Source organism: Desulfobulbus elongatus DSM 2908 (assembly GCF_000621145.1).
Lineage (GTDB): Bacteria > Desulfobacterota > Desulfobulbia > Desulfobulbales > Desulfobulbaceae > Desulfobulbus > Desulfobulbus elongatus.
In genome coordinates this window covers 121,334-143,649 of record NZ_JHZB01000006.1, presented here as the reverse complement: position 1 = coordinate 143,649, position 22,316 = coordinate 121,334, and the positions used below count along the sequence as shown (strand labels likewise).

Sequence of the window (22,316 nt, the reverse complement as noted above, 5' to 3'; positions counted from 1 at the left end):
ACTGCGCAAAATAATAGGTTCGGTTCCCGAAAAATCAAGGGAGGGTTGGCCGAAAAAAAAATATCGACCAACCCTTTGAAATGAAAAGGTTTAAGGAGGCGGAAACGTGCGCGCGGATCGCCTCATCCGACCCGAACGCGCCACTTGTGCGGGTCTTCGCGATACCCGAACTGGATGGCCTGCAACTCTTCATACAACCGTGTGGCCAAAGCACCGGCAGTGCCGCCGTTGATCTGGACGCACTCATCCCGGTAACAGAATTCGCCCACCGGACTGATCACCGCCGCGGTGCCGGTGCCGAAACTCTCCTGCAGGGTCCCCTTTCTGCCAGCGGCGAGAACCTCGTCGATGGTGATGCGGCGCTCGCTGACCGGATAGCCCCAGTCGCGCGCCAGCTGCAAAACCGAATCCCTGGTGATGCCGGGCAGAATCGATCCCTCCAGCGGCGGGGTGATCACTTCGCCATCGATCAGGAAGAAGATATTGGAGGTGCCCACCTCCTCGACATACTTATGCTCGACCGCGTCCAGCCACAGGACCTGGGTATAGCCCTTGTCGTGGGCAAGGGCCTGGGCCTTGAGGCTGGCCGCGTAGTTGCCGGCGGTCTTGGCGTTGCCGACGCCGCCGGGAACGGAGCGGGCAAAGGTGTCCTCGACATAAATCCTGGTCGGGCTGAAGCCTTCGGAGTAGTAGGCGCCCACCGGACAGCAGATGATAAAAAACAAGTACTCCTCGGCCGGCCGCAGCCCCAGCGCCGGTTCGGTGGCCACCATGGTGGGGCGGATGTAGAGGGTGGCACCCGACGTTTTGGGCACCCATTCCTGATCGAGATAGACCATGGCCCGCAGGGCCTGCAGGACGCGCTCCTGCGGGAAACGGGGCATGCACATCCGCAGCGCCGACTGGTTCATGCGGCTGAAATTGTCCTGGGGCCGGAACAGGAAAATCTGGTCGTCTTTGCCGCGATAGGCCTTCATGCCTTCGAAAATCGCCTGACCGTAGTGAAACACCATGGCGGCCGGGTCCATGGCGAAGGTCCGGTACGGTTCGATGGCGGCCTCATGCCAGCCCTGCCGCCGGGTCCAGCGCATGGTGAACATGTGATCGGTGAAAAACTGACCGAATCCCAGGCTGTTCTGATCCGGTTTCGGCTTCATCTGATCGGCCGTGGCCTTTTGCAGCGTTACTTCAAGCTCATTGTTGAACATCGTGCCACCCTGCGTGCACCGGTTCCCTGTCACCGGTTTCCGATTTTTCGAGGAATTTTTCGAGGAATGAGGGGCCATGGGCAGGCGCCGGCAAGGCCCGGCGGAACGCGGTCGCCCCAACCGCCGTTCACCCGCAACGGTTTCGGGAGCATAATCGATTGGTCATCGGGAAACAAGCAGTAGTCCGATCCACCCGAGGAATTTTCCCGTATCCGCTCGACTTGGCGCGCATCCGGTCAGGCGGCAAGGGTCCGCAGCCGACGGAGATTTTCGGCATCCTCGGCCAGATCATCGCCCTTGTCGGTTTCCAGGACCATGGGCAGACGGGCGAAGCGGGAATCGTTGAGGAGAAAGCGGAAGCCGTCCGGCCCGATACAGCCCTCGCCGATGTGTTCGTGCCGGTCGACCCGGCTGCCACACTCTTTCTTGGAGTCGTTGAGATGAAAAAAGTGGATGCGGTCCACGCCGACATGCCGCTCCAGTTCCGCCATGGTGCGGCCATATCCTTCGGCGGTGCGGAGATCGTAGCCGGCGGCAAAGATGTGGCAGGTATCGACGCAGACGCCGAGATGGGCGGAAAAGCGGCTTGCGGCCAGCAGCCGGCCCAGCTCCTCGAAGCGGCCACCCAGCGAGGTGCCCTGGCCGGCAGTGGTTTCCAGGAGGATTTTCAGGTCGCTGTCGAGCGCTCCCGCACGCTCCAGAACCAGCTCGAGCTGGCGCGCCGCCCGCGCCAACCCCGCCTCGACGCCGGCGCCGCCATGGCTGCCGGGATGGATCACCACAAAGGCGATGCCCAACTGAAGGCAGCGCCGTAGTTCCTCGACAAAGGCGGTCGCCGACTTTGCCGCCGTGTCCGGCGCGCCGGCGGCCAGATTGATCAGATAAGAAGCATGGGCGGCCACCGGCAGGCCGCCGCATTGCGCCCAGCGCTCCCTGAACCGGCGGATGGCCTCCGGCTCCAGAGGGGCCGAGCGCCACTGGCGCTGGTTGACGGTGAAGATCTGCAGGGCCGCGCCGCCCACTCGCTCGATCCGGTCAAAGGCCAGGTGCAGCCCGCCGGCGATGGATTCATGGGCGCCCAGCAGCGGCATCGGCGGTCTCCGGACTGCTTGGGGTCACATCTGCCATTGCCGTTCCAGGTACTCCAGGCCGTCGTGGTTGGTCAGGTCGAGTTGGATCGGGGTGACCGAGATATAGCCGTTGCGCACCGCCTCCTCGTCGGTGTCGTCGCCACCGGACCAGTGGACGGTGCCGCCGCCGATCCAGTAGTGCTTGCGGCCCCAGGGGTCGAAGGTCTCCTGGATGGCGTCGCGGTAGAGCCGGCGCCCCTGGCGGGTGAAGCGGATGCCCCGGATCTCGCCGGCGGGCAGGGGCGGGATGTTGATGTTGAGCAGGGACTTGGGCGGCAGGTGCATGGCCAGGGCCATGGAGGCCAGCTTCCAGGCCACCGCCGCGGTCACCTCGAAATCGAAGGGCGGCTGGCCGCCCAGCGAAAAGGCCAGCGAGGGAATGCCGTACATGGTGCCTTCGATGGCCGCCGACACCGTGCCCGAGTAGCTGATGTCGTCGCCCAGGTTGGCGCCGGGATTGATCCCGGACACCAGCAGATCGGGCTTGCGGCGCAGAATCTTGTTGATGGCGATGGTGACGCAGTCGGTGGGGGTGCCGTCGATGGTATGGATCTGATTATCCAGTTGCACCACCCGCAGCGGCCGGTTCATGGTCAGGGAATGGCTCACCGCCGAGTTGTCCCGTTCGGGCGCGACGATCACCGCTTCGCCCAGCGAACTGACCGCCTCGTGCAGGGCGCGGATGCCCGGCGCATGCACGCCGTCGTCGTTGGTGACCAGAATGAGTGGTGTGGACATGGTCGTTTATCTGCGTTGAGGATTGGCAAAGGCGGCGACAAAGGCGCGGATCCGCTTGGCATTGGTGCCCAGGTCGCTGACCCCGGCCCGCGAGGCGGAGCGGAGATCGATGCGGCTGCCGTCGCCGGCGGCGACGATGCGGATGGCGATGTCGTCGGTGAAGCCGAACACCAGTGTCCGGTCGACGGCCTCGATGCTGCCCTGCTCGCGGCTCTGGCCGACGATCCGCCAGCCGAGCCGTTCAGCCACGGCCAGACTCCTGGCAAAAGCTTCGGCCGGCGCGAGCGCCACCGTCAGCGGCACGATGTCGGGATAGGCCTGCCGTTGCAGGTCCGCCGTTGCCCCGCCCGAATAGGCGATGGGATTGTCGCCCGAGGTTCGGAGCTGCGACGCGATCCCGAACAGGGGCGGATTACCGGGATCGGTGGTGATATCGTGAATCGGCGGCGCCTTGGCGCCGTGCACGCCCGCCAGCAGCACGCCAACCAAAGCGAGCAGGCCGAGGCCGGCGGCGGCAAGACAGGCGGCGGCGCTCCCCCTGCGACCGGCGCGCAGGAGCGAAAACAGCACCAGCAGGCTGACGAAACCGGTCAGCACCAGGCCGCCGATGGCCACGGCCACCAGCATGAGCGCCGGCCGCCAGGTCAGCAGCGCCGCCCGGAAAGCGAGCACGCCCGCCACCGCCAGGACCAGCCACAGCATTTGTCCTTTCAACAGCCATTGCGTTCGTCGGACCATGTTTTCCTCTTCCCCGCGTACACTCTCCCTGTCGTTCCGCCCGGCCCGAACGCCGTCTCACGTCAGGTTTCTAAAAATAGCCGCCATGCCTTGAACCCGAAGACGCTTCCCCGTATAATTGCGGTGTCGGCATTTTTCCACGGTCCACCCCAACTCCTCCAGAACACCGGGAACGTTCCGGCTCATTCCGCACGGCAACCATGCATACTAGCAGAGGCTCCCTCATCCTGAAAGCACTTTCCCCGACCGCCGACGAGCCGCAACTCATCGTCTATCTTGAAAAGCGGGCCAAAAGCATTCCGCCGGACAAAATCCCGACACTCTTGCGGAACCTGCCGGTGGTACTGAGCCGCAACGTGGCCGAGGACACCGGACTGCTCGTTGTCCGCAGGCTGCAGGAACTGGGAGCCGAAGCCCAATTTCTCCCGCTTCAGGATGGCGCCGACGCTGCACTCTTACCGGGGCCGGACGGGTCGGACGATCGTGCCGAATCTGACCGGATCAAGCTGCCGCCGCTGCGGCGAACCAGCGCCTTGACCCGCTCCCTGCGGCAGATCAACAGGGAACTCTGGATCATTGCCGCCATGCTGGCCATCGCCTGGATGCTCAACCACACCATTGCCTCGCAGTATCTGCTCCTGGGCTTCTATACCTTGCCGGCCGTGGTCTCGGCCTACTCGTTCGGCCGGCGTCAGGCGGTGTTCACCGCCTTTGCCAGCATCCTCCTGGTCGGGCTGGTCTGCCATTTCAATCCCGATCGCTTCGACCGGTTCAATCCGGCCGGACTCGGAGGCGACAGCCACTGGTACCACATCGCTTCCTGGGGGTGCATCCTGCTGGTGACCGCCTATACCATGGGGACCTTGTACGAGAGGAACAAAAACAAGATGCAGGAACTCAGGCAGAGCTACCAGGGGCTGCTGCTCATCCTCCGCCACTTCGTCGCCCAGAACGAGGAGCGGGAAAACCACTGTTTCCGCGTCTCGATCTATGCCACCCGGATCGCCACGCATCTGGGCCTGGAAAAGGACGAGATCGAGGATATCCGCTCGGCGGCCCTGCTCCACGACCTCGGCCGGATGCGGATCAGCCGCGCCATTCTCGACAAGGCGACCCGGTTTATCCGGGACGAACCGCCGCGCGAGGACTCCGGCGGCGGCACCGCGGACGAGCAGCTCCTCAGCGGGCCAATGGGCCGGATTCTTCCTCTGCTGATCGGCTTCCAGGAACAAGCGCCGCCCCCGTCCGGGGAAGCGGAGGAAACGATTCCCCAAGGCGCCCGCATCCTGGCCGTGGCCGACGCCTACGACACCCTGACCGCCGGCGGCCACGACCGCACAGCCCTGTCGCCCGAAGAAGCCCGCGACACCATCGTCGCCGGCACCGGCACGGCATTCGACCCCGAGGTGGTCCACGCCTTCACCAAGGCCTTCAACCGCCTGGAAATGGAGCTGCCCGCCGTCATTCTGTAAAAACCGCAGGAGCTGCGCCGTTTCCGGTTACTCGCCCCAGCGCTGCCGTCTGAATTTCTCCATCTGCCCCTGATAGTACACCCTGTTTTCCGGATCGAGACGAATGGCCTTGAGCTGGGTGGCCACCGCCTCCTCGACCAAGCCGTTGGCCCAGTAGGCCGTGGCCAGGGTATCGAGGATGAAACCACGTTCTTTCAGGAGGGCGGCGGTGTGCGCCAGGGTCAGGGCCCGCTCGGGATTGCGCAACCGCTTGTCCTGGGCGGTGATCAGCAGCCAGGCCAGGTTGTTGTTGATTTCGGCGCTCATCGGTGTGAGCGCCAGCGCCTTTTCATAGGCGTCGATCGCCCGCTGCTCCATCTGGCGGCCTTGCAGGAAATCGCCCAGATACAGCAGCCACAGACTGTTTTCCGGGTCCTGCCGGGCCTTCTGCATCAGCACCGCTTCAGCATATTTCGTCTCATAGCCCTCGGAGAGTTTGCCGACATCGATGCCCTGCAGGACGAGGACGCCCAGGCCGATGCAGACGGCATAGGCGAGTAGATGGCGGCGCACCCGGCGGTCGTGCCGGTCGATCAGGCTGCGGTCTCGCTCACATCGTTGCAGAAAATCGATCCGCTCGCCGATGCCGAAATGATGCCAGTTCTTCTCCTCCCGGCTGCCGCCGCCGAGCAGAGCGATCTTCTCAAAGGAACGGACCAGCGGCCAGCCCGTGCCCAGGGCGCGGAAAACGAAGGCGTCGGCCTGCCGTTCGAAGTTGCGGGCAAAATAGCCGAAAACGAAGCGAAAATAGACCAGGATCAGGACAAGGAGCGGCAGGGTCGCCAGGATGCCCAGCAGGTTGCCGGGCGCCACCGGCAGCGAGGCAAGCAGACGGTAGAAGAAATCGCTGGACAGGATGAGATGGGGCAGAGGTTTGGCCACCGCCCCGGCCAGCAGGCTGAATCCGAGGAACAGCGCGATATACAGCAGCAGGTGCCGGTGCCTGACATGGCCGATCTCATGTGCGAGAACACTGTCCAACTCCTCCTCGTTCAACGTTTCCAGCAGTGCCGGGGTGAGCAACAGATAGCGCAGCTTGGGCACGATTCCCACGATGCCCGCGGTCAGCACCTGTCCCTCGAAAATCGGCCAGACGTACATCTCCGAATGAAATCCCTGGGATTGACAGAAGGCCCGGAGCCGCTGCCGCAGCGGTCCGGGCGGCAGGGGCGTGCATCCCCAGAGGGTGCGGACCAGGGGTGGAAAGACCAGGATCAGGAACAGGAGGAACAGGGCAAAGAGGACGAGATCGCCCCACGGCGACCGTAACACGCCGTCCAGGCCGGGAATCGGCAGGAGCAGCAGGCAGTCGAAGACCAGGGAAAGCGTCAGCCAGGGCAGGATGATGGGCAGGTTGGCCTTGACGTTGCTGCGGACAAAGGCCCAGGGGGTGTACGAACGCTGAAAGATGCGCTGGTAGTGCGGCCTGGCGGCCCGCCACATCAGGATCAGGAGGAGAAAAAAGCAGCCGAGTCCGGCGACGTCGGCCAGCACCGGCAGCCGGCCGCCCAGGGACAGCGGATTCAGATAGTATTTGAGTTCCAAGAGATAGACACAACCGGCAAACACCAGCACCGCCAGGACCGACAGCTTTTTTTCCGCCGAGAAATACCCCGCCGGCCCCGATGCCGACCGGTGGAACATCCGGGCGGCCAGGCGGCCGAACCCCCAATAAACCACGGCCAGCGCGGCCAGCGCCCAAAAGGGCGGCAAGGCCGGCCTGGGTGCGGGCGTATTGGTGGAGAAAACAAAAATCGCCACCAGGAAATAGAGAAGATTGGTATACAGCATCAACACACCTCTTCGTGTTTCCGCCCGTAGCCCGGAAGGACGGCGGGCAGGAATGCAGCACCGGCATGCGGTTATCCTACGCATGCCAGGGGCAATATGCCAGGAATCGTTTGGACCCGCCCTTGTTTTTCTCCTTCGGCGCCTCGTTTTTTTCGGGAGTGACACAAAAAGGTCTTGACCTTTTTCGATTCATTGATATTATTTCTTGTTTATTGTGATATCAGGGCCTATAGCTCAGTTGGCTAGAGCCACCGGCTCATAACCGGTCGGTCCCTGGTTCGAGTCCAGGTGGGCCCACCACTTTTTTCGGAAGAGCGGAGCGAATGTTCCCCGGCCCCTGCCACCCCACGCCCGACATTGAAGACATTGAACAGCTCTTGGCAACCAGTGTTGAAACAACCGCAGGGCATTGCGGACAATGCCTGAGAAGAGGTACATCTCCGAAGGGATGTGCCTCTTTTTCTTTAAAGAATAACACGTGCCTACCGTTCGAGACGTTCTGACAATTCTCCAGCAGATCACCCCGGAAAGCCTGGCCGAGGAGTGGGACAATGTCGGCTTGCTGGTCGGCGACCCGCACCAGCACGTGCAGCGGGTCCTGCTGGCGCTCGACCCCACCTCCTCGTTGATCGATCAGGCCGCCGCCGAACATTACGACCTGGTCGTAACCCATCATCCCGTCATTTTCCGGCCCCTGAAGACCATCCGCACCGATACCCCCACGGGCCGGTTCATCGCCACCGCCGCCCGCCACCGGATCAGCGTCATCGCCTGCCATACCAATCTCGATTCGATTCAGGGCGGCGTCAGCGACCATCTCGCCCAGTCCCTGGACCTGGCGGACACCCGGCCGCTGGTGCCGTCGCGCCGGGGATGCGATCTCGACTGCGGCCTCGGCCGCATCGGTACGCTTCCCGCACCGGTCACTGCCGACGTCTTTCTCGACCGGATCCGGCAGGCCTGCTCGCCGCCGTGGGTTCTGGAGGCCGGGACCCGGCCCGAACGGGTGACGGTGGCCGCTGTCTGCGGCGGGTCCTGTTCCGACCTGGCGGAGATCGCGCACGCGCAGGGCGCCGATGTCTTCGTGACCGCCGAGGTCAAGCATGCGGTGGCCCGTTGGGCCGCGGATGCGGGCCTGTGGCTGCTCGACGCCGGCCATTTCGCCACCGAGCAGCCCGCCATGCGTGCTTTTCGCGACATGCTGCGGCGCCAGACCGCGGCGCGTTCCTGGAATCTCGCCATTGACGCCGCGGTCCAGCAACCGCCTTTGAACCTGGCATGAACGTCCATCGCACCCGCCAATCAGCCGCCGCCCAGGCCACCACGCATCGTGTTCACCATCACACCGCAGATTTTGTTTCCTTTGTTAACATCAGACTTACCGACCGAGGAGCCCATCATTGAAAGAGGAAATACTCAAACTCATCAGACTGCAGGCAATTGACAGCGAAATTGCCGGGTTCGACCACACCATCGCCAAGCATCAGGCAGGGATAGCCAGCCGCGAGCAGGCCATTGCCGAAAAACAGGAGGCGATCACGCAGTTCCGCACCAAGATTGAGCTGCTCAATCAGAAGCAGGCGGAAACCAAGGCCGAGCACGACGATGCGGGAGCGCGGGTCAAAGATCGCCAGAACAAGATGATGCAGGTCCAGACCAGCCGGGAGCATCAGGCCCTACTCAAGGAAATCGAAGAGAACAAACGGCTGGTCAAGGAAACGGAGGACCGCATCCTCCAGTTCATCGAACAGATCGAACAACTGGAACAAGAGGTCGCCGCCCTGGAGAATCTCTGCGCCGGCGAGCAGCAGTTGCTGGCCGAGGAGGTCGAGAACGTCGACAAGGAAATCCAGCGCATCGAGGAGGCGAAGAAGTCGGTGCTCGGCAGGCGGGAGGCTGAGTCGGCGGCGTTGCAGGGCCCGCATCTCAAGCGCTACACCATGCTCCTGGCCAAGCGCGACGGCCTGGCGGTGGTGGCGGTCAACGGCAGCGTCTGCCAGGGCTGCTACATGGCCCTGCCGCCGCAGCAGGTCATCGAGGTGCGCAAGGCGGAAAAATTCAATCTCTGCCCGACCTGCCAGCGCATCCTGTATTACAAGGAAGACGAGGAAGTCCAGGTTGAATCCTGAGTTGCTGACCAGGGATCTGATCCTGCGGCGGCTGGCGGACCACCTCGACGACGATACCCTGCGACGGATTTTTCCCGACCGGCAGCCGGATGCCATCCGGCGGCTGCTTCGCGGCGTCCCGCCGGCGGCGGGAAACGCCGTACCGAGTCCGCCGCCGGCACAGACACAACCGACAGACCGGACAGCGGCTGGCGGCCGCTGCCGCCTGTTCACCGACGGCGCCTCCCGAGGCAATCCCGGCCATGCCGGCGCCGGCGCGGTTCTTTTCGACGAGCAAGGCGGGGAGTTGGCGGCCCGCTCGGCCTATCTCGGCACCTGCACCAACAATGTCGCCGAGTACAAGGCACTGCTTCTCGGCCTCGAGGAGGCCCTGAGCAAGGGATGCGTCCAGGTGGCCATCTTTCTGGATTCCGAGTTGATCGTCCGCCAGATCCAGGGACGCTACAAGGTCAAGAACGAGACGCTCCAGCCGCTCTTCCGCCAGGTGCGGGAACGGCTGGACCGGTTCCAGGCCTGGTCGATCGCCCATGTGCCCCGGTCGCAGAACGCGCGCGCCGACCAGTTGGCCAATCAGGGGATCGACCGGAAAAACGGCTGACGGCACCTTTGACCGTCACGCGAGGTAAGGGGTGAATGCATGATCGCTCCGGCGCAGGCCGGGGAGGAAAGTCCGAACACCGGAGGGCACGGTGGTTCGTAACGCGAACTCCGGGAAACCGGGGGAAAGTGCCACAGAAACGACACCGCCGATGGAGCGCGCGAGCGTTCACAGGTAAGGTTGAAATGGCGAGGTAAGAGCTCACCGCCCCCATGGCGACATGGGGGGCAGGGCAAACCCCACCGGGTGCAAGACCAAATAGGGAGGCGTTTGAGGGCGGCCCGTCCGAAGCCTCCGGGTAGGTTGCATGAGGTGCCGGGCGACCGGCATCCGAGAGAAATGATCATGGTCCGTCTTCGGACGGAAACAGAATTCGGCTTACAATTCACCCCTTTTTTTCTGTTGTGAACGACCACACGTTCCCATTGCCGCCGGCCGGGGTCGTCATTCCGGCCGGAGGCACCGGCTCCCGCTTCGGCCATGCCCGGCCCAAGCAGTTCCTCGACCTGGCCGGCCTCCCCATCCTGGTCCGGACCTGCCGGGCCTTTTTCGCGGTGGAGGCCATCCGCGTCGTGGTGGTGGCCGCGCCCGCCGATTTCTTCGAGCACACCGCCGACCTGCTCCATGCCCATCTGCCGGCGCAGGATGTCGAACGGCTGCGGCTCACCGTTGGCGGCGTCACCCGCCAGGATTCAGTGCGCGCCGGCCTGCGGCAGCTTCCCCCCGAAATTGAACTGGTGTTGGTCCATGACGCCGCCCGGCCGCTGGTGGACCGGGCAACCATCTGCCGCTGCCTCGAAGGGGCGACCCGCCACGGTGCGGTCATCGCCGCGGTGCCGGTCAAGGACACCCTGAAGCGGATCGACGACCACGGCACGATCGTCGCCACCGTCGATCGCTCCGCTCTCTGGCAGGCGCAGACGCCCCAGGCCGCCCGACGGCCGCTGCTGGAGAGGGCCTTTGCCGAGGCGCTGCGCACCGGCTTTGTCGGCACCGACGAGGCCTCGCTGCTGGAGGCGGCGGACATCCCGGTGCAGGTGGTCGCGGGCAGCGAAGAGAACGGCAAGATCACCCGTCCCGAAGATCTGCGCGTGGCGGCAGCCTTGCTTTCCAGGGAGGACAGCATGAAAATAGGGCACGGCTTTGACGCCCACCGGCTGGTTGCCGGCCGCAAACTGATCCTCGGCGGCGTGACCATTGACTATGAGCTGGGCCTGGATGGCCATTCCGATGCCGACGTCGTGGCCCATGCCCTCACTGACGCCCTGCTGGGCGCCCTGGGCGCCGGCGACATCGGCCGTCATTTCCCCGATACCGACCCGCACTACCAGGGGATCGACAGCCTGCTTCTGCTGAGCCGAGCCTATAACCTGGCGGAACAGCAGGGTTTTCGTCTGGGCAACGCCGACATCACCATTGTCTGCCAGCGGCCCAGACTGGCCCCCCATCTCGCCGCCATGGCGAGCCACCTGGCCCGCTGCTGCCAGGTGGCGCCGGCGGCAATCAACATCAAGGCAACCACCACGGAAAAAATGGGATACACCGGACGGGGCGAGGGCATTGCCGCCCATGCCGTCGTCCTCTTGAGGTCGAATCATGGATGTGAATAGAGAACGGCTGGCCGCCAGCTTCACCGAACTCTGCGAGATCGACAGCCCTTCCCGCCGGGAAGGGCGCATCTCGCGTCACCTGCAACAGGTTTTCCGCGAGCTGGGCGCCACCGAAATCGTCGAGGACGATTCGGCCGGCCGCACCGGTTCGGAAAGCGGCAACCTGATCATCCGCTTTGCCGGCGCCCTCGAATGCACGCCGATCTTCTTCAGCTGCCACATGGACACGGTGCAGCCGGCCGAGGGCGTGCGGGTCAAACGAAGCGGCGATCTGTTCACCAGCGAGGGCGACACTGTCCTGGGCAGCGACGACAAATCCGGCCTCGCCGCCTGCATCGAGGCGATGCGGGTGTTGCGGGAGAACAACCGGCCCTATCGGCCGGTGGAATTCGTGATCACCACCTGCGAGGAAATCGGGCTGGTCGGCGCCAAGGCCCTGGAGCCGGCCCTGGTGCGTGCCCGCGAGGGCTATGCCCTGGATTCCAGCGGCTTTGCCCGGGTGATCACCCATGCGCCGGCGGCCAACCGGCTGACCATCACCGTGACCGGCGTGGCGGCACATGCCGGCCTGCATCCGGAATGGGGGGTGAGCGCGCTCATTCTCGCCGCCCGGGCCCTGGCCAGGGTGCCGAGCGGCCGGATCGACGAGGAAACCACCGCCAACTTCGGCACCATCAGCGGCGGTGCCGCCTCCAACATCGTGCCGGAAAAGGCGGTGATCGAGGGCGAGGTGCGCAGCCATTCGATGGCAAAACTGGAACGGGTGACCGGGGAGATCCGCGAGATCTTCACCGCCACCGTGGCCGCCTGGACCGATCCCACCGGCTCGGCCAAGGGGACGCCGGCGGTCGATGTCGCGGTCCGGCAGGATTTTCCGGTGATGCAACTGGAGCGGGAAGAACCGGTGCTCCGTCGGGTGGAAGCCGCGGCCCGGTCGATCGGCATGACACTCACTTACGAACGTGCGGGCGGCGGCTCGGATGCCAATATCTTCAACGGCAACGGCCTAGCCACGGCGATCGTCGCCACCGGCATGACCAACGTCCATTCCACGAAAGAGCAGGTGGAGTTGCAGGACATGGTCGACCTGACCCGGCTGCTCCTGGCTCTGCTGACCGAATCCTCCTGCTGAGCGGATCAGTTCAGATAGACCAAGCCCGGCTCGCCGGCCAGGACCTCGCCGATCACCCGGCACTCCGGCAGATAGCCCCGCCGCTGGAGTTCGTCCTGCAACCGCATTGCGGCGTCGCGCTCCATGGCCAAAAGCAGGCCGCCCGAGGTCTGGGGATCGTAGCCGATCATCTCCAGGGAGTCCATTTCGGGCAGGCCGGAGCGGACCCATTGCCGATAATGGTTGCGGTTGCGGTAGGCACCCTCGGGGATGATGCCCATGTCGGCGAAGGCGCGCGCTTCCGGCAGGATGGGCAGCGCCTGCCGCTGCAGACGGATGGAGGCGCCCGAGGCTTCCGCCATCTCGTGCACATGGCCGAAGAGGCCGAAACCGGTGATGTCGGTGCAGCCGTGCACCCCGGAGCGCACCGCCTCGTCCTCGCCGACGATCTCCATGGGCAGTCGGTTGAGGGTGGCCAGCAGCGCCACCAGTTGTTGTTCTATTGCCGCCTTCGCCAGGCCGCCCTTGATCGCCGTCGACAGGATGCCGGTGCCCAGCGGTTTGGTGAGCAGGAGCACGTCGCCCGGCCGGGCGCCGCCGTTGCGCAGCACCCGTTGCGGATGGACCAGGCCGGTGACCGCCAGACCGTACTTCAATTCCGTATCCTCGATGGAATGGCCGCCCACCAGCAGCGCTCCGGCCTCGCGGATGACGGCCAGGCCCCCTTCGACCACCCGCCGGAACACCGACTGGTCCATGGACTTGACCGGGCAGGCCAGGATGTTCATGCACAGAAGCGGTCGGCCGCCCATGGCGTAGACGTCGGACAGGGAGTTGGCGGCGGCGATCCGGCCGAAATCGTAGGGATCGTCGACGATGGGCGTGAAGAAGTCGACGGTCTGGATCAGGGCGGTATCGTCGCTGAGACGGTACACCCCGGCGTCGTCGCTGGTTTCGGTGCCCACGAGCAGATTGGGATCCTGCGGCAACTCGAGTCCGCACAATAACCGGCCCAGGTCCCCCGGGCCCAGTTTGGCGGCTCAGCCCGCGGCCTTGACGGTGGCGGTCAGTCTGACGGGAGCGGTGGTCATGGTTTTGTCGTTTTGCATACTGAAATCACAGTGAAATTTTATTCTGTATAAACTACCCGATATTTTGTTGAAAAAAAACGTATAATCTGGTTGAAAATAACCTTCTTCAGGCACGCCGGATCGACCAAAGTACAGGCACAAGGAATCGTTCTTTGTGCCTTTCGGTTTTTGGCGCATCCGACATTATTGTAGACAAGCGCTATGAACACCTTTGCAACGGACCAGCACTTTTCGACGAAACCCCGGCATGAATGCGGAATCTGCGGGGTGTACGGCCACCAGGATGCCGCCAAACTCGTCTACTTCGGTCTCTACGCCCTCCAGCATCGCGGCCAGGAAAGCGCCGGCATTGTCGCCGGCGACGGCAAGAAGGTCCTGATTCACAAGGACATGGGCCTGGTGGCCGATGTCTTCAGCGAACGAACCTTGCAGCGCCTTTCCGGCCACCTGGCCACCGGTCACGTCCGTTACTCCACCACCGGCGAATCCAACATCATCAATACCCAGCCGTTCATGGCCACCCACAAGGGGATGCCGCTCAGCGTCGCCCACAACGGCAATCTGGTCAACTCCATCGCCCTGCGGCGCCACCTGGAACAGCAGGGGGCGATCTTCCAGACCACCATGGACAGCGAGATCGTCATTCACCTGATGGTACGCCACCTGGACCGGGGCCTGCAGGAGGCGATCAAAACCACCTTCACTTGCATCCAGGGCGCCTATTCCCTGCTGCTCATGACCCAGGACACCATGATCGCGGTCCGCGACCCCAACGGGTTCCGGCCGCTCTGCCTCGGCGTGCTCGACAACGGCGCCCACGTGGTCGCCTCCGAAACCTGCGCGCTTGACCTGATCGAGGCCGAATACGTCCGCGATATCGAGCCGGGCGAGGTGCTGATCATCAACGAGCAGGGCTTGACCTCGTTCTTTCCCTGGGCGCCGACGCAGAAGAGCTTCTGTATCTTCGAACACGTCTATTTTGCCCGGCCGGACAGCAACGTTTTCGGGTTCAACGTGTACGCTGCCCGCAAGCGGATGGGCGAAATCCTGGCCAGAGAGGCGAAAATCGAGGCCGATTTCGTCATGCCCTTCCCGGATTCGGGCAACTACGCGGCCATCGGCTATTCGAACGCCTCGGGCATTCCTATGGAGATGGGGATGATCCGCAACCACTATGTCGGCCGTACCTTCATTCAGCCGACCCAGTCGATGCGCGACTTTTCGGTGCGGGTCAAGCTCAATCCGGTCCGGTCGCTTTTACAGGGCAAACGGGTCATCATCGTCGAGGATTCGATCGTCCGCGGCACCACCGGCCGCAGCCGGGTCAAGGCCCTGCGCAACGCCGGCGCCGCCGAGGTCCATCTGGTGGTCAGTTGTCCGCCCACCCGCCACGCCTGCTATTACGGCATCGACTTTCCCTCCAGCGACCAACTGATCGCCGCCGGCAACACAGTGGAGACCATCCGCGACTATCTCGGCCTCGATTCGCTCCACTATCTCAGCCCGGAGGGACTGGTCGAGGCCACGGGCCTGCCCAGGGATCATTTCTGCCTGGCCTGTTTTACCGGCGAATATCCGATCGCACCGGACAAGAATTTCACCAAGGAGGCCTTTTCCAACTGCGGCTGTTGAACGTCCGGACGCCGTGTCCTGCCGGGGCGGGGCCGCGGGCGCCCATTGCCGTTGGGTGCGCCGGCCGTTGCCGGCGTGCCTTCTGTTGTCCCGAAAAATGCGGCCACATTCCGGCACGCTGGCACAAGCGGCTTCGCACGACGAGCTAAAACTCCTTCCCAGCCCCTCCTTCAGATTGTAGAATGTCCTGTGCCTGTGGCAGCATTGCCGCCGGCATGAGGCCATTTCCCGCCCGATTCCGGAAACGGAGCCCTCAGCCACCCAGGAGGCCGCCATGGATCCCGCTGCGCTCATCCCCGTCCCGGACGCCATTCCCGTCCACTGGGGCTGGCTGCAGTTCTTTCTCCACCTCACCCTGTTCTGCCATATCCTGCTGATGAATGTGACGGTGGGCACCGCCTGCATCGCCATGGTTGGCTATCTGCGCGGCCGGGGCGCATCGACCCCCTGCACCGAACTCGTCTCCCGCACCCTGCCGTTCACCATCGCCTTTACCGTCAATTTCGGCGTGGCGCCGCTGCTGTTCGTGCAGGCGCTCTACGGGCACTTCCTCTATACCAGTTCCATCCTGATGGCTGTCTTCTGGCTGGCGGTCGTCGGCCTCCTGATTGCCGCCTATGCCCTGGCCTATGTTTATAAAAACCTGTATGCCCGCCTGGGGCGCGGCCGGCCGTTCGTTGTCGCCCTGATGGTCCTTTTGCTGTTCACCGTTGCCTTTTTCTTTGTCAACAATTTCACTCTGATGCAGACACCGTCCAACTGGAGCCGCTATTTCGCCCATCCCCACGGCCTGCTGCTCAATCTCGCCGATCCCATGCTCGTACCCCGGTTCCTCCACTTCATGGTCGGCGCGGTGGCGATCGGCGGGCTGGCCATCGCCCTCTGGTTTCACTGGCGGCGGTCACGGGGCGACCAGACTGCCGACCACTGGCTCAGGCACGGTTGCCGCTGGTTCAGCTTCGCCACCATCGCCAATGTCGCCATCGGCCTCTGGTTTCTCGCCGCCTTGCCCCAGGGCATGCTGCGCCCGGCCACCACGACCGGCTGGCTGTTCCTCCTCTGCCTGGCCATCGGCGGCATGCTCGCCGTGGCCGCCGTTCTCTTCGGCCTGGCCAATCGGGTCCTCCCTGCCCTGGCCTGCACCCTCGCCACCCTTGCCCTGATGCTCTGGGCTCGCGGCCTGCTGCGCGCCGCCCTGCTGTCTCCATGGTTTTCCATGGAGCAGTTGCCGCTCACCCCCGCGGCGACGCCGCTCTTCTTTTTCCTGTTCATGCTGGCGGCGGGGTTGACGCTGATCGCTTCGATGCTCCATTTCACCTTTCGCTCATGGGCCGGCAGGGAGGAGCTGCCATGAATTATCCGGTCTGGCAGCTCGATTTTCTCGGCGGCGGCCTGCCGGTGGCGCTGATCGCCGTCTTCCACGTCTACATCGCCCATTTCGCGGTGGGCGGCGGCCTGTTCCTGGCACTGGCCGAGCGCAAGGCCATCCGGGAAAACAATCCGGCCATGCTCGCCTACGTCCGCGGGCACGCCCGATTTTTCCTCGTGCTCACCATGGTGGCCGGTGCGATCAGCGGCGTGGGGATCTGGTTTGTCATCTCCCTGCTGAACCCGGCCGCCACCTCGATCCTCATCCACACCTTCGTCTTTGCCTGGGCCGCGGAATGGGTCTGTTTTCTGGTCGAGATCGTCTCCCTGTTCCTCTACGTGTACAGCTTCGATCGGCTGGCACCCGGCCGCCACCAACTGCTCGCCTGGATTTACGGCGGGGTGGCCTGGATGTCGCTTTTTCTGATCAACGGCATCATCGGCTTCATGCTCACTCCCGGCGACTGGCTTGCGACCAAAAACGTCTGGGACGGTTTTTTCAATCCCAGCTTCTGGCCTTCGCTCGCCTTCCGCACCTTCTTTGCCCTCATCATCGCCGGACTGTTCGGCCTGGTCACCGCCACCTGGCTCAAAGACCCTTCCCTGCGGACCACCCTGACCCGGTTCTGCGCCCGTTGGCTTCTTTTGCCTTTCCTGTTTTTCCTCGCCTCCGCCGTCTGGTACCGGGCCGCCCTGCCGCCGGACCTGCAGGAAGCGATCTGGACGCGCATGCCTTCGGCCCGCCCCTTCATCGACGGCTTTCTCGTCGGCGCTCCCGTGCTTGCCCTAGGCGGCCTGCTGCTGATGGCCCGCCTGCCAGCCGGCTTGAGCAGATCGCTGGCTATCCTGCTGCTGCTGATCGGTCAGCTTCTCATGGGCTGTTTCGAATGCATCCGCGAGGGCGGTCGCCGGCCCTACATTCTCCGCGATTACCTGTACGCCACCTCGGTGTTGCGCGACGATGTCCGGCGCCTCCAGACCGAAGGCATGCTGACCGCAGCCAAATGGGTACGCCATCGGCAGATAACCGAAGACAATGCGCGGGAAGCGGGCCGCGATCTGTACAACCTGCTCTGCCTCTCCTGCCACGCCATCGGCGGGCCGATGCGGGACATCAGGAAACTGGCCGCGCCGTACACCCCCAGTGGACTGGATGCCATGATCAGCGGCATGCACACCTTCCATCCCGTCATGCCACCCTTCACCGGCACGGCGGAAGAGCGCCGGGCGCTCGCCCGGTTCATCGCCCATGGCCTCAACGGTCGCAGCGATCCCCCGCCGGCCCGGCTTGCGGGAAAACTGGCTGAAATTCCGCCCTTCAATCCGCAGTCCGATCGGTTTGTCCTCGTAGCCTGGAGCACACTGGGCATGCGCTATGTTGCTGAAGTCAAGGGATTGTTGTCGCTGTTTCCGCCGGGCAATGGCCTGCAGGCGCAGCTGATCGAGCGGGGAGAAACACCGGAGATCGTCAATCAAGGCGTGCATCTCCGTTATCGGGTGGAGCACGGCTTTGTCGGTCCCGACGGCCAAGCGGCGCCGTCCGGCGATATGCTCCCCGAAGAGGATGTATTCACCGCCGAGGGGATCGCTCTGTACCCCGTTTCGGCGCAGGGGTTCGATCCTTATCCGGTGGTCACCATCGAAGCCAGGGACGAGAGCGAAAACATCCTGGCCATGACCAAGGTGGTGGCCCCGGTTTCCACCGAGATGGGCTGCACCACCTGCCACGGCGGCGCTCCCGAACCGGACGACCATGCGGGTTTGAACCGGCAGACCGCGCTGAACATCCTGGAAGCCCACGACCGGTTGAGCGGAACCTCCCTGCTGGTGACCGAACAATCAGGCAAAATGGTGCGCTGCCAATCCTGCCACGCCGATGTGATGGTCCGGGCCAAGGGCGAACCCGACCGGCTCAGCCTTTCGGCCTCGATTCACGGATTCCACGTCCATTATCTCAGGGACAAGGGCGCCGAGGCGTGCTCGTTCTGCCATCCTGCCTCACCCACCGGCGCCACCCGCAGCCTGCGCGACATCCACTCGGCGCTGGGTTTGGACTGCACGAACTGCCACGGCTCCATGGAGGATCATGCCCTGGGCCTGTTGCAACTGGAGCGGCTGGCAGGCAAACAGCAGGCCGCGCGCCTGATGACGGCCCTGACGCCCAGGGCGGTGGCCGCCATCGACGCCATCGTCCCGCGCAAGCCCTGGATCAACCAGCCCGATTGCCTGCACTGCCACGTCGATTACCAGCCGCCGGCAACCGACACCACCATCAACACCTGGACCGAAGGCGAGCAGGCGCTCTATCGCAACCGGACCGACGAAAGCGGCCGTCTGTTCTGCGCCGCCTGCCACTCCAGCCCGCACGCGCTCTATCCGGCGAACAACCCGCACGGCGACCAACTCGATGCGCTTCAGCCCCTGCAATATCAGGGAAATCGCCTTCCCCTGGGCGCCAATCGCGCCTGTTCGGTTTGCCACACCGTGGCCATGGACGACGAGATGCATCATCCCAACAGCTTGGGAACATTCCGCAATGAATGAGCGGAGAGTGCGGGTCGGATGAACGCTGCCGGGATGCGAGGGGAAGCGAATGCGGTCGAGGCGGGGAAACGGTGATGCTCCGGTTGATCCTCCTGTGGCTGGCTTGGTGCGCTGCGCACAGTCTGCTGATCACTCCCGGCGTGTGTCGCTGGTTCGAGCGGAAAGGGCGGGCGTGGCAAGCCCGCCATCGGCTCGGTTACGTCTGTTTTTCAGGGGTCAGCCTGCTGCCGCTTCTTTGGCTGACACCGACTGTGCCACACCATCCCCTTGCCCTGCCCGCCTGGATATTCCCTGTCCGGGTGGTGCTCGGCCTCTACACCCTGATCATGTTTGTCGGCGGCTTGAGGGTCTACGATCTGCAGAGCTTTCTCGGGATCCGCCAATGGCGCGACTACCGGATGGGACGAAGCGGCGCGCCTCCTCGCTTCGAGCAAACCGGCATCCTCGGCCATGTCCGCCATCCCTGGTACAGCGGCGGCATTGCCCTGCTCTGGGCTCTGCCGCAACTCACCGATGCCTCCCTGATCATCCGCACCCTGCTCACCGTCTACCTGATCGTCGGCACCCTGCTCGAAGAACGCAAGCTGCGGCAAAGCCTGGGCGAACCTTATCGCGCCTATTGTCGGGAGGTCCCGATGCTCATTCCGTGGAAATTGTTCCGCCGATGATTCGCCCTGCTGTGGTTGCGGGCAATCAAAAAGTGGTGATCACGCCAAGCGTCACCGCGTGGGCGCCTCCCTCGGTAAAACGACCATCAATGGCCGAGGTGTTGGCATCGGCTTGGCTTACCGAGCGGGTGCTGGTCCGATGGTACATATACGAAAGACCGAATTCCATCCTCGGTGAATACCGGTAACGGATCCCCGCACAGTAGACCATCGCATCGGCATCCGGCAGTTCAAATCCCAGCGTGGTCGCAGGAACCGGCGTCCGGTCATAAGTGAAACCGAGGGTCGTGGTCCAACTGGCATTCCAGTCGTAGGTAAGGCCGATGCGATAGGCATCGGCATCATCCCAGTTTTTCACAAGCATACTGTCGAAGACCGCAAAAAAGGGGGACGATTGAAAATTCTGGGTGTATGCAAAATCCAGATGATCGAAAGAGGACCAGAAGGTCCGATCCCAGGCCAGTTCCACGGTCAGCCGGTCCACGGTCAGAGCTGTCGCCAGGCTGAGGACGGCCGGCAGGGTGATGCCCACGGAGCCATCACCCGCATAGGCAGCCAGCGGCAACGAACCTGCCGTGGCCTGAAGGTCGCTGTGTCCGTCCAAGTCCAGTTCCACCTCCGAGCGGTAAGTGGCCGCCACGGTCCACTGTTCGTTGGGACGGATCGACACTGCCAGGTTGTAGCCCAGTTGGGTGTCGGTTCCATCCGATGATCGCGATAACGTGGCCAGGGGAGAGAGCGGTGCCCCTATCTCGTTTTCCACCTCGCCCTTGCCGTAGACGAAGCGGAGCCCGCCGCCGATGCTCAACCAATCGGCAAGGCTGTACGCAAAAGTCGGATTCGCTTCCACGGTGAGCAGGGAAAATTTTTCGGCAAGGGCTTTGGGATACGGCTGTTCCCACTGTTTCGCCAAGCCAAAGGGATAGGTCAGGGAAAACCCGTAGCGCAGGCGGCCGTATTGCGGCGAAGTCATGTGCAAAAGCGGCATCCAGAACAATTCGTTTTCCGACGAGCCATTGAAGGCACTGCCCCGGTTGTCTGCGTATTCGATGGCTGGCAACTGCAAGGCAGTCAACGATGTTTCCACCAGCCAGCTGTCGGGCAGATAACTCATGTTGGCGGGATTGTAATAGCTGGCGTCCGGACCTGGGGTATAGGCCGTACGGGCTCCTGACAACCCCACCGCCCCGAGTGACTGGTTGGCGATACGAAACCCCGATGCCTCCGCTTTATGCGGCCATGCCAGGAGCAGCAGCACTGCCGCGAAAAGGGTTGCCTTGCGATAATCCGACTGCATGATATTGCTGATTGTTGAAAGAGTTTTTGTTGTGTTGATCTACTGATTTTTCCCAAAAAAATGGGCAAGACCGCTTGTGCGGTCTTGCCCATTGAACGAAAAAATAGAGCTGCTCAGCGCCTAGTCTTCACCGGTGGTGCCGGTGGCGGAACATTGTAGACCACTTGCGCAAAATCATCGACCAAGGTGGTTATCGCCTTTTCCGTGGCTTTTTCAAAAAGGGCGTCATACTGGTAATCAGCCAAGACGGACTCCGGCGATACCCGTACATCCACCCGGTTTGTCCAGACAACGTTGCCAGTATACGCATCTTGCACCCAGAGACGTAATTGAACAACCGCCTGGGGAATTCTTCCTGAATGATGCGCCATGTTCCCCAAGACAGCCCCCGCGGCTCCCCAGGCGATGGCGTGATTCAGATCACCATCTGTTACTCCTGAGATAAAAGCGGCGTCGGCCGCTCCAGCCACTGTATTGTTCCACTCATCGTATTGATCTGATTCGGCTTGGCCAAAGGCTATTTTATTGGTCACACCGCTCACAAAGGTGATAAGTCCTTTCCGCATTGGATTCCAGGAAGGATCCTGGCGATCCTTGTATTGGATAATCCGACCGCGAATGATGTAATCTGCGGAAAAATGCCTACCAATCTTGACCACTTCTTGCATCGTCAGGCCATGGGTTCCCATCGCCTCCCCCCCGCCCGTTTGGGCACCGGTCTTATGAGCGAGATCCATGTATCGCTGCAATTCACCTTTCATCGCGGAAGACCATTCTCCCTTCATTTCCTGCTCAAGAGATTCCGTTTTGGGCTTGGCATAGGTTTGTACTCTGATGATTTTCTGATCAACCAAATAGGGGAAGACATCATCCTGCACCGGAAGATAGAAGCCATATTTTATGAATTGGTCGGTTATATTTTCACTGACAAAAAGTTGGCGACGATACGAACTTTCAAGATTGTCGGCTTGGGAATAATCAGCAAAGGGAAGGATAACAACGGTCTTCCCTGCCCCGACCGGATTCATGGTCGCCTGCTGAACCTTCAGGGATTCATGAATGGTTGTACCGCAACCACCAAGAAGAAGGACTGACAAGCCAACAAGCAGATGGCGACTATATTTCATACCATATCTCCCATGCACATGAATT

The 22,316-nt window shown here is 62.9% G+C and carries 18 protein-coding genes, 1 tRNA gene and 1 other RNA gene; 12 read left to right on the top strand and 8 right to left on the bottom strand.

The annotated features are described in order from the left end of the window. Positions 1-122: 122 nt before the first annotated feature. The 4 genes from Q362_RS0105250 to Q362_RS0105235 form a co-directional block, all read right to left on the bottom strand. Positions 123-1,208, bottom strand: a complete 1,086-nt coding sequence (locus Q362_RS0105250; RefSeq protein WP_035215676.1) for a branched-chain amino acid aminotransferase — start codon at positions 1,206-1,208, stop codon at positions 123-125. Between the two features lie 236 nt (positions 1,209-1,444). Beyond that, positions 1,445-2,299, bottom strand: coding sequence for a deoxyribonuclease IV (locus tag Q362_RS0105245; protein ID WP_028317831.1), 855 nt, complete (start codon positions 2,297-2,299; stop codon positions 1,445-1,447). Between the two features lie 24 nt (positions 2,300-2,323). Continuing rightward, positions 2,324-3,076, bottom strand: coding sequence for a 5'/3'-nucleotidase SurE (gene surE / locus Q362_RS0105240; protein ID WP_028317830.1), 753 nt, complete (start codon positions 3,074-3,076; stop codon positions 2,324-2,326). Between the two features lie 6 nt (positions 3,077-3,082). Beyond that, positions 3,083-3,814: a DUF1499 domain-containing protein gene (locus Q362_RS0105235; RefSeq protein WP_028317829.1), complete on the bottom strand. Its 732-nt coding sequence runs from the start codon at positions 3,812-3,814 to the stop codon at positions 3,083-3,085. 200 nt (positions 3,815-4,014) lie between these two features. Between Q362_RS0105235 and Q362_RS22050 the strand changes: the two genes are divergently transcribed. Further along, entirely contained in the window at positions 4,015-5,286 is a 1,272-nt protein-coding gene (locus tag Q362_RS22050) for an HD-GYP domain-containing protein (RefSeq protein WP_028317828.1), read from the top strand. A gap of 27 nt (positions 5,287-5,313) precedes the next feature. On the opposite strand, the gene Q362_RS0105225 is transcribed toward Q362_RS22050, so the two are convergent. Further along, positions 5,314-7,116, bottom strand: a complete 1,803-nt coding sequence (locus Q362_RS0105225; RefSeq protein WP_028317827.1) for a M48 family metallopeptidase — start codon at positions 7,114-7,116, stop codon at positions 5,314-5,316. A 223-nt stretch (positions 7,117-7,339) separates the two neighbouring features. Here Q362_RS0105225 and Q362_RS0105220 point away from each other — a divergent pair. From Q362_RS0105220 to Q362_RS0105190, 7 genes are all read left to right on the top strand, one after another. Next, positions 7,340-7,416: transfer RNA gene (locus Q362_RS0105220), tRNA-Ile, on the top strand. Positions 7,417-7,594: 178 nt separating this feature from the next. Next, positions 7,595-8,398, top strand: a complete 804-nt coding sequence (locus tag Q362_RS0105215) for a Nif3-like dinuclear metal center hexameric protein (protein WP_028317826.1) — start codon at positions 7,595-7,597, stop codon at positions 8,396-8,398. A gap of 118 nt (positions 8,399-8,516) precedes the next feature. Next, positions 8,517-9,245: a zinc ribbon domain-containing protein gene (locus tag Q362_RS0105210; protein ID WP_028317825.1), complete on the top strand. Its 729-nt coding sequence runs from the start codon at positions 8,517-8,519 to the stop codon at positions 9,243-9,245. Next, positions 9,235-9,843, top strand: a complete 609-nt coding sequence (locus tag Q362_RS24210; protein ID WP_211248447.1) for a ribonuclease HI family protein — start codon at positions 9,235-9,237, stop codon at positions 9,841-9,843. Before Q362_RS0105210 ends, Q362_RS24210 begins: the two co-directional genes overlap by 11 nt. Before the next feature lie 27 nt (positions 9,844-9,870). Next, positions 9,871-10,240: RNase P RNA component class A (gene rnpB, locus Q362_RS22055), an RNA gene on the top strand. A 7-nt stretch (positions 10,241-10,247) separates the two neighbouring features. Then, positions 10,248-11,453, top strand: coding sequence for a 2-C-methyl-D-erythritol 4-phosphate cytidylyltransferase (gene ispD, locus Q362_RS0105195; RefSeq protein WP_028317823.1), 1,206 nt, complete (start codon positions 10,248-10,250; stop codon positions 11,451-11,453). Continuing rightward, the gene (locus Q362_RS0105190; protein WP_028317822.1) at positions 11,440-12,585 is read left to right on the top strand and encodes a M20/M25/M40 family metallo-hydrolase; all 1,146 of its coding nucleotides are present in this window, start codon (positions 11,440-11,442) and stop codon (positions 12,583-12,585) included. The genes ispD and Q362_RS0105190 overlap by 14 nt, the downstream gene beginning before the upstream one ends. A gap of 5 nt (positions 12,586-12,590) precedes the next feature. Here Q362_RS0105190 and selD read toward each other — a convergent pair whose 3' ends face one another. Next, a complete protein-coding gene (gene selD, locus Q362_RS0105185; protein WP_084312326.1) occupies positions 12,591-13,655 on the bottom strand; it encodes a selenide, water dikinase SelD in 1,065 nt (354 codons plus the stop codon). 201 nt (positions 13,656-13,856) lie between these two features. On the opposite strand from selD, the gene purF reads away from it, so the two are divergent. From purF to Q362_RS22045, 4 genes are all read left to right on the top strand, one after another. Further along, positions 13,857-15,287 carry an amidophosphoribosyltransferase gene (gene purF / locus Q362_RS0105180; RefSeq protein WP_028317820.1) on the top strand — a complete coding sequence of 477 codons (1,431 nt, stop codon included), beginning with the start codon at positions 13,857-13,859 and terminating at the stop codon, positions 15,285-15,287. A gap of 274 nt (positions 15,288-15,561) precedes the next feature. Beyond that, complete coding sequence (locus Q362_RS0105175; RefSeq protein WP_028317819.1) at positions 15,562-16,641, top strand: hypothetical protein; 1,080 nt, start codon at positions 15,562-15,564, stop codon at positions 16,639-16,641. After that, positions 16,638-19,199: a cytochrome ubiquinol oxidase subunit I gene (locus Q362_RS0105170; RefSeq protein ID WP_028317818.1), complete on the top strand. Its 2,562-nt coding sequence runs from the start codon at positions 16,638-16,640 to the stop codon at positions 19,197-19,199. The genes Q362_RS0105175 and Q362_RS0105170 overlap by 4 nt, the downstream gene beginning before the upstream one ends. Positions 19,200-19,273: 74 nt before the next feature. Further along, the gene (locus tag Q362_RS22045; protein ID WP_051553698.1) at positions 19,274-19,867 is read left to right on the top strand and encodes a methyltransferase family protein; all 594 of its coding nucleotides are present in this window, start codon (positions 19,274-19,276) and stop codon (positions 19,865-19,867) included. Between the two features lie 25 nt (positions 19,868-19,892). Here Q362_RS22045 and Q362_RS0105160 read toward each other — a convergent pair whose 3' ends face one another. Both Q362_RS0105160 and Q362_RS19225 read right to left on the bottom strand, forming a co-directional pair. Continuing rightward, a complete protein-coding gene (locus Q362_RS0105160) occupies positions 19,893-21,164 on the bottom strand; it encodes an OmpP1/FadL family transporter (protein ID WP_035215668.1) in 1,272 nt (423 codons plus the stop codon). 113 nt (positions 21,165-21,277) lie between these two features. Then, entirely contained in the window at positions 21,278-22,291 is a 1,014-nt protein-coding gene (locus Q362_RS19225) for a hypothetical protein (protein ID WP_084312320.1), read from the bottom strand. Positions 22,292-22,316 lie beyond the last annotated feature (25 nt).

Coding starts and splice junctions, on each gene's coding strand:
- Q362_RS0105250 (WP_035215676.1), bottom strand. CDS start 1,208: ATGTTCAACAATGAGCTTGAAGTAACGCTGCAAAAGGCCACGGCCGAT.
- Q362_RS0105245 (WP_028317831.1), bottom strand. CDS start 2,299: ATGCCGCTGCTGGGCGCCCATGAATCCATCGCCGGCGGGCTGCACCTG.
- surE (WP_028317830.1), bottom strand. CDS start 3,076: ATGTCCACACCACTCATTCTGGTCACCAACGACGACGGCGTGCATGCG.
- Q362_RS0105235 (WP_028317829.1), bottom strand. CDS start 3,814: ATGGTCCGACGAACGCAATGGCTGTTGAAAGGACAAATGCTGTGGCTG.
- Q362_RS22050 (WP_028317828.1), top strand. CDS start 4,015: ATGCATACTAGCAGAGGCTCCCTCATCCTGAAAGCACTTTCCCCGACC.
- Q362_RS0105225 (WP_028317827.1), bottom strand. CDS start 7,116: ATGCTGTATACCAATCTTCTCTATTTCCTGGTGGCGATTTTTGTTTTC.
- Q362_RS0105190 (WP_028317822.1), top strand. CDS start 11,440: ATGGATGTGAATAGAGAACGGCTGGCCGCCAGCTTCACCGAACTCTGC.
- purF (WP_028317820.1), top strand. CDS start 13,857: ATGAACACCTTTGCAACGGACCAGCACTTTTCGACGAAACCCCGGCAT.
- Q362_RS0105175 (WP_028317819.1), top strand. CDS start 15,562: ATGGATCCCGCTGCGCTCATCCCCGTCCCGGACGCCATTCCCGTCCAC.
- Q362_RS0105170 (WP_028317818.1), top strand. CDS start 16,638: ATGAATTATCCGGTCTGGCAGCTCGATTTTCTCGGCGGCGGCCTGCCG.
- Q362_RS22045 (WP_051553698.1), top strand. CDS start 19,274: ATGCTCCGGTTGATCCTCCTGTGGCTGGCTTGGTGCGCTGCGCACAGT.
- Q362_RS0105160 (WP_035215668.1), bottom strand. CDS start 21,164: ATGCAGTCGGATTATCGCAAGGCAACCCTTTTCGCGGCAGTGCTGCTG.
- Q362_RS19225 (WP_084312320.1), bottom strand. CDS start 22,291: ATGAAATATAGTCGCCATCTGCTTGTTGGCTTGTCAGTCCTTCTTCTT.